An 11898-nucleotide genomic window follows, 5' to 3' on the forward strand; every position below is an offset into this window, starting at 1 on the left:
TCGAGACACTGAGCTGGGGCGAGCGGCGAACCTCTAATCCCGAACGGCTCGAACGCCTCGGCCTCGGCGATCCGCGCGACAGCGGCAATGGCGTTCTCGTCGAAGTCTTTGCCAGCAACGGCGCCAAGACCGCCGATATGATCACAGGCCGGCGCGGCGAGCGGCTCTATGCCCGCGATCCGGCGGACAGTGTCGCCTTCCGCGCCCTCGGAGACCTGCCGCCGCTCTATACCCGTGAAGCCTGGCTTGACCTCGACATTGTCGATATCGACCCGTCTACGATATCTGCTGTGCGCATGACGGACGCAACAGGCGCGTCGATCTATCTGACACGCGAGGCAGGCAGCGGTCCGCGCAGCTTCACCCCGGCCCCGCCGCATCAGAATGACCGCCTGCGCAGCAGGCTGGCCGCCTCGACGCCTGCGCTGGCGATTTCGCGGTTTGCACCGATCGATGTGAAGCCTGAAGCCGATCTCACGAGCCGGGCCGTCGCGCGCCATATTACCCAGACCTATGACGGGCTTGAGATCGATCTGCGCGCCTGGCGTGAGCCAGATGGCAATTGGGTCACGCTCCGTGCGGTCGAAGCAGGCGATGCCGCGCGCCGGGCTCAGACGATCAATGATCGGGCCGAAGGCTGGGCCTTCAAGCTGACCGAATATGACTGGCAGGAATTTACCCCGCGCGTGTCCTCCATCGTCATCCGGGCGGCGACGGAAGACGGCCCGCCACCGGTCACCTCAGACTTCCAGCCCTGATCAGCGGCCAGAGGCCTTTCGGCTCACGGCCCCTTTGAGAGCCGGTGCGACTGCACGCACGGCCAGACGCTCAAGCGGATTGGACGCGAACTTGCGAAAATAGTGGATCAGGCTGTCGGCCTTGTGCCGCGCAATTTCTGCCGACGGGACATCAGAGGTGCTGCCATAATGGAGCGCGCCGGCCTCAGGGCAGTAGATCACCTCGCCGCCGGCTTCCCAGGCGCGCCGGCAGAGATCGACATCCTCGACATGCAGGAAATAGGTCTCATCAAAGCCGCCGAGCTGGTCAAAGCCTGCTTTGCTGATCAGCATCAGCGCGCCGGAGACAACGTCCATCGGCACGGATTTGTCAGGCGCCGGCGTATCCTCAAGCGTCCAGGTGTTCCAGCCGGCGAAACTCGTCAGCGCGCGCCACAGCGTAAGTTTCCTGCGCCGCGGGCCACGCACTTCGCAGCCGCTCACATCAAACACTTTCCCGCCAATGATCCACGGCGTTTTGAGCCCGTTACCAGCTGTGCGCATCGCCTCGACCGATCCGCGCTTCAGCACCGCATCAGGGTTGATGATGAGAAGATCACCGCTGTCGACAGAGGCCGCCGCGAAATTCACGCCTGCGCCAAAACCGATATTGCTTCCGGGCGCGAGGATGGTGACGTGGTCCCGCTTCGCCGCGAATGCCCCGAGCCAGGCCGTCTCGGCCTTGCCATTGCCATTGTCGACGACGAGCACGTCGCGGATGGCAGGGTCATAGGCGAGTGCGAAGAGGCATTCGCGCAGGCGCGGACCCGTCTTGTAGCTGACAACGATTGCGGTGGTCTGAGCCGCGCTCATGGCCGGTCCAGCCAGCGCGACAGGAGCAGGATGCCGGCCGCAGCGAGCGCCACCGTCGCCCAGAACGCCTCGTTCCAGACGCTGTAGGAGAGGCTGAACAAGGCAAAACTTGCAGCCGTCAGGCCCGCTGCCGCAATCCGTGTCGCAGATGGCAGGGCGGCAGGCGGCGGCAGGCTCCAGCCAATCGCCAGAAGCGAGATGAGGGCGAGCACGATGCCGATAAAACCTGTCTCGGCCCAGAGCTGGAGGCCCATATTATGCGGGTGCCCCGGCAGGATGCGATAGACTTTCCAGCGGCCATCATCGATGCCGGTCCTCTCGATCATCTGGTCCATGAGGTCGGGGCGGTCGCCGAAGGTCTCGCGCCATTCCTTGGAGGCTTCGATGCCATGGCCTGTCAGGGGCCGTTCGAGGATCTTGTCGGTCGTCAGCTGCCAGGCCCAGACACGCGACTGGACAGAAGAGGGCAGCGGCATTCCTGCATCAGACACTGCTGCGCCGCCAAAGCCGAGGATCACTGGTGAGGCCAGAACGAAGGCTGCGATGACAGCGAACAGCGCCTTGAAGCCTGACTTCGGGAGCAAGTGGATGACGCCGAGCGCTACAGCGATGAGCAGAATGCCAATCCACGCGACATCCGAGCCGACCAGGTAGAAGGCCAGGAAGGACGCCGCGAGCAGGGCCGTCACAACGAGGCCCGGTGCCCGTTTCGGCAGGAGACAGGCCGCGCCAAGCAGGACCGGCAGCCCGAGCAGGAAGGCATTGGCACTGCGCAATATGTTCTGCGGCGCTTCCCTATCCCGGTCGCTGAACGGGGCGTAGGCGTCGAGCGCGACCTCCGGCAACAAGGCCATCGCCAGTGTGAGGCCGCCATGTATGGCGAGCATGGCAAGCATCACGTACACCGCAATCTGCCCGCGTGATGGTTCGAGCCGAAGCGCCGCTGCAAGGACGAGCGTGCCCGCGAGCACCGTCAGCAGGATGCGGATCGCGGCGGCGTCCACATTGAAATTCCCGTGGGCCAGATCGCCGGCAACGATCGCTGTATTCTCTGCCGACCATAAGCTCGTCGCCGTTGCCCAGAGCGCGAGCAGGGCAACGGCGAGCGCGATGATATTGGTCCGCTTCAACGGCGCGAAGAAGGCGGCCGGGATCGCAGCGAGGCCGAGCAGGGCCGAGAAGCCCTGCGTGCCGAACAGCGCGACAGGCACCCAGAGGACGAAGGCCGCGGCCAGGACTACGGCGTAGCTGAACCCGCTTGTCTTCGTCATGCTTGGTTTAGGCCTTCGCGCGCTTCAAATCAGGAGGTGTTGCCTCATCCGACAGCTTTTCGGCCGTTTCTTCAAGGCTGAGGATCTCCTGACCCTTGGAGCCGAAGCGCCTCAGGGCGAGGGTGCCTTCGGCGGCTTCTCTTTCCCCGACAACAGCAATGACCGGCACTTTCTGCAGAGAGTGCTCGCGGACCTTGTAGTTGATCTTCTCATTGCGAAGGTCCGTCTCGACCCGCAGCCCGGCCTTGCGCAGCGCGGCGGCGGCTTCCAGCGCATAGTCATTTGCCGCATCCGTGATGGCGGCGACGACGACCTGTACAGGTGACAGCCACATCGGGAAGGCCCCGGCATAGTTCTCGATCAGGATACCCATGAAGCGTTCGAACGTGCCATAGACCGCGCGGTGCAGCATGACCGGGCGATGCTTCTCGCCATCAGAGCCCGTATAGTCCGCATCCAGGCGCTCCGGCAGGACATAGTCGAGCTGGAACGTGCCGCATTGCCACGTCCGGCCAATCGCATCCGTCAGGTGGAATTCGAGCTTGGGCCCGTAAAACGCGCCTTCGCCTTCAGCATATTCGAATTCGAGCCCGGCCTCCGTCAGCGCATCCGCGAGCGCCTTTTCGGCCCTGTCCCAGTTCTCATCCGTACCTCCGCGAACGTCCGGGCGCGTGGCAAGCTTGTAGGATATCTCCGACAGGCCGAAATCATTGTAGACCCGCTCGAAGAGCTTCAGAAAACGCAGCGTCTCATCGCCGATCTGGTCCTCGCGGCAGAAGATGTGCGCATCATCCTGCGTCATCTGACGAACCCGCATCAGCCCGTGCAGCGCGCCGTGGGCCTCATTGCGATGACAGCAGCCAAATTCGGCCATCCGGATCGGTAGGTCGCGGTATGAGCGCTGATCATGCTTGAAGATCTGGACATGCGCCGGGCAGTTCATCGGCTTCAGCGCCATCAGCTCCGCGTCCCCTGAGAGGACCGGGCCGTCATCTTCCGTCGATGGTACTTCGTCGGGGACGACGAACATGTTCTCGCGGAACTTGTCCCAGTGGCCGGAGCGTTGCCAGAAGACCGAGTCCAGCAATTGCGGCGTCTTGACCTCGACATAGCCATCCTCGTCCTGCTGGCGGCGGATATAGGCCTCCAGCTGGCGCCAGATCATGTAGCCTTTGGCGTGCCAGAAGACCGAGCCCTGCGCTTCAGGCTGCAGGTGGAAGAGATCCAGCTCCCGGCCGAGCTTCCTGTGGTCCCGCTTCTCAGCTTCCTCGATCCGGACGAGATGGGCCTTCAGATCCTTCTCATTGCCCCAGGCCGTGCCGTACATGCGCTGCAGCATCTCGTTCCTGGAGTCGCCGCGCCAATAGGCCCCGGCGAGCTTCATCAGCTTGAACGCCTTTGGCAGCTTGCCCGTCGAAGGCAGGTGCGGGCCCCGGCAAAGGTCGAACCAGTCACCCTGCTTGTAGACCGTGATCGGCTCACCCGGCGGGATAATGTCGTCGATGATCTGCGCCTTGTACTCCTCGCCCATCTTGCGGAACGTCTCGATCGCGTCTTCCTTTGACCAGACTTCGCGGATGATCGGATAGTCCTTGTCGACGATCTCGCGCATCTTCGCTTCGATCTTCTCGAAATCCTCCGTCGAGAAATTCTCCTCGCGGGCAAAGTCGTAATAGAAGCCGTCATCGATCACAGGGCCGATCGTGACCTGCGTATCGGGAAAGAGCTCCTGAACGGCCTGGGCGAGGACGTGCGCGGCATCATGGCGGATCAGCTCCAGGCCTTCGGCGTCGCGCGCCGTTACGATGGCCACCTCTGCATCGCCGCCGAGCGGGCGGTTGAGGTCGTACATGTCGCCATTCACCTTGGCAGCCAGCGCCGCCTTGTGAAGGCCGGGAGAGATGGACATCGCGACATCGGCCGGGCTAGCGCCGTCTTCATACTGTCGCACCGATCCATCGGGTAGCGTTACATTGATCATGGTATTTTCAGCTTTTCAGGTCTGGTCTGGCTGAGCGTCGGGGAAGTCTCTTTCGCCCTTGGCCCAGTCTCCGGCTCTCCAGGGAGCCCAGAAAGGGGATGGATTTGCTTTCTCAGGTGCCGGATCAAAGCCTCTCGAGCCGCCGGGGCGGCAGCGCGACAGTCTGGCAATCGACATCCAGCTGCCGGTCCACAGACCGTGGCGGGAGACGCATTCAGCGCAATATTCGCTGCAGGTCGGCACATGACGGCACTCTGCCCCGAAAACCTGAAAGGCCGGGGAGAGGGTCATCTTGTACGTCTTGAGGGCTGCATAGGCAGCCTTCCTGCGAAGGGCGGTCATGCGCTTCGATTCCGGTTGTTGTTCTTACGAAAGCGGTTCTAGACGCGCGGGGGACGGCTCACAACCCGACATGGCTGTGCCAAAGTGGGTTATGGGCCGTTATCCGGCTACGGCGGGTGCGCTGGGGGCCGCCGCAGCCCGGTTAGTTCGGGCGGTCTCGATGGCGTCGCATGCCGCTTCGAAGGCGAGCATCGTGGAGGTGTGACGGGGCGGATAGTCGGCGACACCCTGCAGATGGCGCAGTTCGGCGAACCGGCCTTCTGGCGGTTCAGCCCCGTCCTTCAGCATGGCGCGCAGGGCATCGCGGGCCGCGAAAACCTCATCGACCTCAGCGCCAATAATATGTTCGGCCAACACCGATGTAGCCGCCTGTCCGAGGGCGCAGGCGCGCGGATCAACGGCCACGGCCTCAACCGTGTCACCATCCTCGCTGAGCTTCACATCGACACGGACGATCGAGCCGCAGACACGTGAGACCTTTTCGACAGATGCATCGGCATCTTCGAGCCTCCCGACATGCGGAATATTGGCGGCCAGTTCCAGCACGCGATTATGATACAGCTCAGCGCTCATAGAGGCTAAATCGCCCCGAAAGGCCTGAAGATCAAGTGAATGGGCTGAATCGTGTGTTCAGCCGAAGAGGCCCTGGGCGACATTGATCACCCGAGGCAGGACGCGAACGAGGATAATGATGGCTCCGGTCAGCGCCGCGGCGGCAAGGATCAGAAACACGCCGTCCCGCGCTGTCAGTGCGAGTCCAAAGAGTAGAATGGTCAGGCCTGGCAGAAGCGGGCCGAACGGAAACAGCCCGAGCGGAATGGTCACAAGAGCCGCCGCGACGCAGATCAACCCGATCAGCGGCGCGACAATGGGCGCTGTGAGAAATGTCAGGCGCGGTTTGACATAATGGTCGATCATCTTGGCGTATTTCCGCCCGCCATCCACGCCGGCAACAAGATGGTCCCGGTTGAATTCGAAATTGAGCAGGCGGCGCGGCACCCAGGGAAATTTCTTGCCGAAGACGATCTGGATCGAGATCAGGAGCGTTACGATCGCGACGAGCCAGGTGGCGCCGGGAATGAGCGTCAGCGGGCTGACCGAGAGGAAGCCGAGCAGAAGAAGGATTGGCCCATAGGCGCGCCGGCCAACCGCATCGAGCAGGTTGCGGACGGTCACTGTCTCGCCCTCTGTCTGTTCGCAGAGGCTGACCATCAGGCTTTCGAGATTGTTGACGGGCCGCCTGGCGACGCGCTCAGTCATTTGTCGCTCCAAACCTTCGAATGTCCGTTTCGACCGCGTCGGTCCCGATGCCCGTCAGCACGTACAGCCGGTCATATTCGGTCGGCTCGTCGATGGGCGTGCCGGCGTCGCCGCCAAGGGCCTCGGCAAGATTTGGCGTTGTATTGGAGTGACCGACCACGAGCGCGGTCTGCGCGTCGGCTTTCAACTGCTCGGCGAGGCCGGACAGATCAGAGGCGTCGTAGAGACGAACGTTGAGGTCCAGCCGCTCGGCGAGAGGGGCTGCGGTGTCGCGTGTGCGGGTATAATTACTCGACCAGACGGCTTCGATGCTTTCGCCTTCCAGAAGGTCGGCCAGGGCTTCGGCCCGCGCTGCGCCAGTCTCGGTGAGAGCAGGGTCATCGCCCGCCTGTTTCTCGGCATGGCGAACGAGGTACAGCGTGTATTCTGCAGTATTGTCAGTCGTGGGCATGGTGTCGCTCCCGCTGCAAGCGGCGGCGGAAAGTGCCAGGGCAGCGATGCCCGCCTGAAATCTAAATCCACCCAGCCTCATCGCAACACTCTCTCCTAAACCCGCCGCCAGGTCGAGCCCTGCGGCCCGTCCATGATCTCGATGCCGTCTTCGGCAAGCTGATTGCGAATCCTGTCGGCTTCTGCCCAATCTTTGGTCGCGCGCGCATCGACCCGAGCCTGAACGAGCTCATCGATTCGCGCCTTGTCATCATCACTGCCGCCCTGTTCCCATTCTGCTGGCGTAAGCGTCAAAAGGCCGAGCAATTGCCCGGCCGCCAGGAGCTCTGAGCGAGCCTGGGCCATACGGGGCTCATCCTTCGCATCGGCCGCCTGATTGGCCTCTGAAGCAAGACGCGAGAGTTCGGCGAGCGCGATCGGCGTGTTGAGATCATCGCTCAGCGCCTTCAGCACGGACTGGTCTTCCGCTTCGCCGCCTTCCGCCGCCCAGACCCGCCGCAGCGCGCCATAGATGCGGCCAAGCGTGGTCTTCGACTGCTCCAGCAGGTCCCGCGTCCAGTCGAGTGGCGCACGATAGTGGCCTGAGAGCAGAGCAAAGCGAAGCACTTCGCCCGGCCAGTCTTTCAACATGTCGTGGATCAGCTTCACATTGCCGAGCGATTTCGACATTTTCTCGCCGTCCATGTCGAGAAAGCCATTGTGCAGCCAGTATCGCGCCATCGGCTCACCATGCGCGCATTCGGACTGGGCGATCTCGTTCTCATGGTGGGGGAATTGCAGGTCTATCCCGCCGGCATGAATGTCGATCGTCTTGCCGAGATGGGCGGCAATCATGGCCGAGCATTCGATATGCCAGCCGGGGCGGCCACGGCCCCATGGGCTGTCCCAGATGGCGTCTTCCGGCTCGCCATCCTTGGCGAACTTCCACAGGGCGAAGTCTGCCGGGTTGCGCTTTTCGTCGGAGACAGCGACGCGGGCACCGGCCTCATTGTCTTCCAGCTTGCGGCCGGAGAGCTTGCCATAATCCTCCATCTGTTCGACGTCGAAGAAGACGCCTGAGGGGGCGGTGTAGGCATAGCCCTTTTTCACGAGCTGCTGCGTGATGCTGATCATCCCGTCGATATGTTTTGTCGCCCAAGGCTCGATCGTCGGCGAGAGCACGTTCAGGTCGGCAAGATCGGCATTGTAGATGTCGCCGTATTTGCGCGTGATCTCGGGGATTGGTGTGCCATCATCGAGTGAGCGGGCGATGATCTTGTCCTCGACATCGGTGATATTGCGCGCATAGACGACCGCGCTTTCGCCATACGTCTGGCGCAGCAGCCGGAACAGCACATCGAACACGACGGCGGGCCGTGCATTGCCGATATGGGCGTAATTATAGACCGTCGGCCCGCAGACATACATCGACACACGCGATGGATCCTGCGGTTTGAACGTCTGCTTTTCACGCCCCAGCGTGTTGTAGAGTTTGAGTGTCATCGGAATCTTCTAGGCTTGGAAAGTAAAAACAACGGAACTATCCGGCCTCTCTCTGGAAGCCGGAGCAGCATCAGCAACAACAGGTATTGTGTGCGGCGAAATTCATTCCGTGTGACCTTTGATCTGTTGCCGTCCCTATGACATGGGCCTGCGCGTATGCCAAGCTGCGCAAGGGTTTCGGCAGTCCTGTCGCTGCGGAAACATCGGTAATTTCTGGAAAATATCTCGCGAACGTCCTATGTCTGTTCTTACGCCCTGAGGGTACAATCTCGGGCGGGCGTTAAGTCCGGTATTGGGGTGCATAGGGCGCACTCACAGAACATCTGGCTCGACCCCCGTCCCTCAGACACAGGAATTTCAGCCATGGCGATGGATGCCATTACCACCGACAAAAGTCTCGCGAATGCAGAGCCGGTCGAGCGGCCGACACAGGAACAGGCCGAAGAGGCCGTTCGCACGCTGCTCGCATGGGCGGGCGACGATCCGCGCCGTGAGGGCCTGCTCGATACGCCAAAGCGCGTCGTCAACGCCTATAAGGAATGGTTCCAGGGCTATGACGAGGACCCGGTCAAATATCTCTCGCGCACCTTTGAGGATGTGCAGGGCTATGACGACATGGTCATGCTCCGTGAGATCGATGTCGAAAGCCATTGCGAACACCATATGGCACCGTTCATCGGCACGGCCTATGTCGCTTACATGCCAACCCAGGCCGTGGTCGGTATCTCCAAGATCGCCCGCGTGGTCGAGATTTTCGCCAAGCGCCTGCAGACGCAGGAGACAATGACGGCGCAAATCTGTGATGCGCTGACCGAAAGCCTTGCGCCTGCGGGTGTCGCGGTTCTCATCGATGCGGTTCACCAGTGCATGACGACACGCGGCGTCCACCATCCGAACGTCTCGACGATCACCACCCAGTTCACCGGCGTGTTCAAGACTGACAAGGACATTCGCGACCGCTTCCTGCGGCTGGCGGGGCGGTAGTTCGGTCAGGCGGACCCTTTGACAGAGGCCGTCCAGCAGGGCGGCCTTTTTCAATTTCTGTTTTGCTTGACGCCTTGCGCCTTCTTGGTTATCGTTTTTCGATAATAACAAGAAGGACACCTCCCATGCATGCCGAACTTGTCCGTGTGAGCCTCCACCAGGTTGATATCAAGGTCGTCACCGATGATGACGAGATGCATGTCCTGCAATGGCGCCGCAATCTGCTGTGGGATGAAGTGCTGCTGAACGGCAAGCGTCAGGCCCATTCAGGCGGCTTTGCTCGCGAGAAAGTCTACGGTCTGGTCTTCGGCAAGACGCCGGACGGCTCAGGCGGCACTAAGGTCATGCTCATTCTCGACCCGAGTACGAGCTACGGCAACTGGGGCAATCCGAACCAGCAGATTTCCGGTGTGCGCCTTGAAACGGCAGAAGGACCGGTCGTCGCATACGGCACGCTCGACCCGAAGAACCTCGAAAAGCCGGCCACCTTCTCTGACTGGATGAAGAAGACGATGGGCATGGACTGGGGCGACGAGCGCCGGCCGAACTAAACCAGTACAGCCTCATGGTGAGCGACGTCGAACCACGAGGCCGGCAGCCCTGCAACACGGCCCTGTCCTTCGACGTCGCTCAGGATGAGGGCGTTTTCATGCAAAGCCCTAGCTTTGTGACCCCAGCCGCTTTTTCGTCAGGCCCGCATGCGGCTTGGCGCTTGCCGGATCGTCCGGCCAGTCATGTTTTGGATATTGCGCGCGCATATCCTTGGCCATGTCGCGGTAGCCGCCTGTCCAGAAGCCGGCAATATCTTTCGTGACGGCGATCGGCCGGCCGGCGGGCGAGAGCAGCTGTAGCGCAACAGGCAGACGGCCATTCGCGATAGCGGGCTGGCGGGTCAGGCCGTACAGCTCCTGCGCCTTGGCTTCGACCAGCGGGGCATTGTCAACCAGATAATCAACAGAGGCGCTCCGCCCGGTCGGCAGCGAGATAGAACTGGGGACGAGCGCATCAATCTCCTGCGCCTTCGGCCAGCCGAGCGATTGTTTGAGCGCGTTCAGCACCGCGCCATCAGAGGGCATCTGGAACTTGCCACCGCCCAGAAGTGGGCCGAGCCATGTTTCGGCTGTTTCGCGCAGTTCCGGCGCGCTGATCAGCGGCCAGTCCTCGCCCATGGCGCGGTGCAGAAGCCGGACCCGCGCAAGAAACTCTGCCACTGGGGCGCCGAGACCGGCCGTTTCAAACCCGTTTTCTATCACGAAGTCTATAAAGGCCGTCCGCGCCGCTGCGCCCGACGGCTGGGGCAGGGGCGTTTCGGACAGGACGATGTTGCCGAGTGCCTTCACCCGCCGGCCCTTGAAGCTCTGCGCGACCGGATCGAAGCTTGCCCATTCGTCGGTCTTGGGCGGATGCAGGCTCAGCACGTCAACCTCAGCAAGGGGCGCGGCCAGCGTGATCCGCGCGCGGTTTGCCGCCCCCACCATGTCCACCACGACGATCCACTGCGATTTAGCGATTGCGCTGTCTGACGGGAGGTCACCGCCTCGGCCATTGGCAAGCAGGTAGCTCGTCTCCGACCCATCGCGGCGCCTTGCAATCTGGCCGGGCCAGGATCGGGCAAGCAGGAGGGCCGGATCGCCTGAAGGTCGCGCGCCCCTCGCCCATCGGTCTGCCTGCCTGCGAAGCGCTTTCGCCCGGCCGCTGTTCTCGGCTCTGAACCCGTTCAGCCGCTCGATGAGATTTGCCGAACGCCCGCCGACACCGGCCTCGCTTGCCAGCGCCGCAATCTCAGCCGCGAGGGCGCGTTCGGCATCGGTTGCCGCTGCCGCTATCAGGCTCGCATATTTCGGGTCGAGCGGCAGGGCGGCCATCTTGCGCCCGCGCTCGGTCAGCTTTCCGTCCTCGTCCAGCGCACCATAGGAGCGGAGCGCATCGCGGGCCGCCTTGATGCGTCCGGGCGGCGGCGCATCCAGCCAGGTCAGCCGGAACGGATCGTCCTCGCCCCATTCGGCGAGCGCGAGCAGCAGGCCGGAGAGGTCCGCATTCAGGATTTCGGGCTGCGGCGCGGCGAGCAGCCCGCGTGTCTCTTCCTCATCCCAGAGCCGGTAGCACGTGCCCGGACCCAGACGTCCGGCGCGGCCGCGGCGTTGGTCGACATTAGCACGTGCAGCCCGGATGGTGCGCAGGATCGATGTGCCGCTGTTTGGGTCGAATTCCGGCACGCGGGCAAGCCCTGAATCGACGACGACGTGCACGCCATCAATGGTCAGCGCGCTTTCGGCAATATCGGTGGCGAGCACGATCTTGCGCTGACCGGCGGGGGCGGGGCGGACGGCTTCATCCTGTTCGCGAGGAGACAGGGCGCCAAACAGCGGATGCACGCTCGTATCGTCGGGCAAGCCTGACAGGCGCTCGGCGGTCCGCCTGATTTCGCCCGCACCCGGCAGAAAGGCGAGGATGGAGCCCATCTCGGCGCGCGCGGCCTTTGCGATCGCCGCGGCCATCTGGTCCTCTATGCGATCCCGCGTCCGGCCGAGATATTTCG

Annotated in this window: 12 protein-coding genes; 3 read left to right on the forward strand and 9 right to left on the reverse strand. The window is 62.6% G+C overall.

Annotation, left to right across the window (positions count from 1 at the left end; all coding sequences use genetic code 11):
- A partial coding sequence (locus WA989_RS15425) for a hypothetical protein (RefSeq protein WP_424341367.1) occupies nt 1–758 on the forward strand: 758 nt, incomplete at its 5' end.
- Here WA989_RS15425 and WA989_RS15430 read toward each other — a convergent pair.
- The 8 genes from WA989_RS15430 to cysS all read right to left on the reverse strand — a co-directional run bounded on the left by WA989_RS15430 (nt 759) and on the right by cysS (nt 8375).
- Nucleotides 759–1589, reverse strand: a complete 831-nt coding sequence (locus tag WA989_RS15430) for a glycosyltransferase family 2 protein (protein WP_424341368.1) — start codon at nt 1587–1589, stop codon at nt 759–761.
- Nucleotides 1586–2860, reverse strand: a complete 1275-nt coding sequence (locus WA989_RS15435; RefSeq protein WP_424341369.1) for an O-antigen ligase family protein — start codon at nt 2858–2860, stop codon at nt 1586–1588. Before WA989_RS15435 ends, WA989_RS15430 begins: the two co-directional genes overlap by 4 nt.
- 7 nt (nt 2861–2867) lie before the next feature.
- Nucleotides 2868–4841 carry a threonine--tRNA ligase gene (thrS, locus tag WA989_RS15440; RefSeq protein WP_424341370.1) on the reverse strand — a complete coding sequence of 658 codons (1974 nt, stop codon included), beginning with the start codon at nt 4839–4841 and terminating at the stop codon, nt 2868–2870.
- 15 nt (nt 4842–4856) lie between these two features.
- Nucleotides 4857–5183: a membrane protein insertion efficiency factor YidD gene (yidD, locus tag WA989_RS15445; RefSeq protein WP_424341371.1), complete on the reverse strand. Its 327-nt coding sequence runs from the start codon at nt 5181–5183 to the stop codon at nt 4857–4859.
- Between the two features lie 99 nt (nt 5184–5282).
- Nucleotides 5283–5756 carry an iron-sulfur cluster assembly scaffold protein gene (locus WA989_RS15450; protein ID WP_424341372.1) on the reverse strand — a complete coding sequence of 158 codons (474 nt, stop codon included), beginning with the start codon at nt 5754–5756 and terminating at the stop codon, nt 5283–5285.
- Between the two features lie 57 nt (nt 5757–5813).
- Nucleotides 5814–6443, reverse strand: a complete 630-nt coding sequence (locus WA989_RS15455) for an exopolysaccharide biosynthesis protein (RefSeq protein WP_424341373.1) — start codon at nt 6441–6443, stop codon at nt 5814–5816.
- Nucleotides 6436–6894, reverse strand: coding sequence for a SixA phosphatase family protein (locus WA989_RS15460; RefSeq protein ID WP_424341374.1), 459 nt, complete (start codon nt 6892–6894; stop codon nt 6436–6438). The genes WA989_RS15455 and WA989_RS15460 overlap by 8 nt, the downstream gene beginning before the upstream one ends.
- Nucleotides 6895–6989: 95 nt before the next feature.
- Nucleotides 6990–8375 (reverse strand): cysteine--tRNA ligase, encoded by a 1386-nt coding sequence (gene cysS, locus WA989_RS15465; RefSeq protein WP_424341375.1) that lies wholly within the window; start codon nt 8373–8375, stop codon nt 6990–6992.
- A gap of 369 nt (nt 8376–8744) precedes the next feature.
- Between cysS and folE the strand changes: the two genes are divergently transcribed.
- Both folE and WA989_RS15475 read left to right on the forward strand, forming a co-directional pair.
- Entirely contained in the window at nt 8745–9359 is a 615-nt protein-coding gene (gene folE, locus WA989_RS15470; RefSeq protein ID WP_424341378.1) for a GTP cyclohydrolase I FolE, read from the forward strand.
- Between the two features lie 125 nt (nt 9360–9484).
- Nucleotides 9485–9910, forward strand: a complete 426-nt coding sequence (locus WA989_RS15475) for a hypothetical protein (protein ID WP_424341376.1) — start codon at nt 9485–9487, stop codon at nt 9908–9910.
- Nucleotides 9911–10018: 108 nt separating this feature from the next.
- Here WA989_RS15475 and hrpB read toward each other — a convergent pair.
- Nucleotides 10019–11898: ATP-dependent helicase HrpB (hrpB, locus tag WA989_RS15480; protein WP_424341377.1), on the reverse strand; the 1880-nt coding region annotated here is incomplete at its 5' end.

The organism is Henriciella sp. (assembly GCF_049649345.1).
In the GTDB taxonomy this organism is placed as follows: domain Bacteria; phylum Pseudomonadota; class Alphaproteobacteria; order Caulobacterales; family Hyphomonadaceae; genus Henriciella.

Bases quoted from the DNA above. Each gene is read 5' to 3' on its own strand.
- yidD (WP_424341371.1), bottom strand. From the start codon at position 5,183: ATGACCGCCCTTCGCAGGAAGGCTGCCTATGCAGCCCTCAAGACGTAC.
- thrS (WP_424341370.1), bottom strand. From the start codon at position 4,841: ATGATCAATGTAACGCTACCCGATGGATCGGTGCGACAGTATGAAGAC.
- WA989_RS15455 (WP_424341373.1), bottom strand. From the start codon at position 6,443: ATGACTGAGCGCGTCGCCAGGCGGCCCGTCAACAATCTCGAAAGCCTG.
- WA989_RS15435 (WP_424341369.1), bottom strand. From the start codon at position 2,860: ATGACGAAGACAAGCGGGTTCAGCTACGCCGTAGTCCTGGCCGCGGCC.
- WA989_RS15450 (WP_424341372.1), bottom strand. From the start codon at position 5,756: ATGAGCGCTGAGCTGTATCATAATCGCGTGCTGGAACTGGCCGCCAAT.
- WA989_RS15475 (WP_424341376.1), top strand. From the start codon at position 9,485: ATGCATGCCGAACTTGTCCGTGTGAGCCTCCACCAGGTTGATATCAAG.
- folE (WP_424341378.1), top strand. From the start codon at position 8,745: ATGGATGCCATTACCACCGACAAAAGTCTCGCGAATGCAGAGCCGGTC.
- cysS (WP_424341375.1), bottom strand. From the start codon at position 8,375: ATGACACTCAAACTCTACAACACGCTGGGGCGTGAAAAGCAGACGTTC.
- WA989_RS15430 (WP_424341368.1), bottom strand. From the start codon at position 1,589: ATGAGCGCGGCTCAGACCACCGCAATCGTTGTCAGCTACAAGACGGGT.
- WA989_RS15460 (WP_424341374.1), bottom strand. From the start codon at position 6,894: ATGCCCACGACTGACAATACTGCAGAATACACGCTGTACCTCGTTCGC.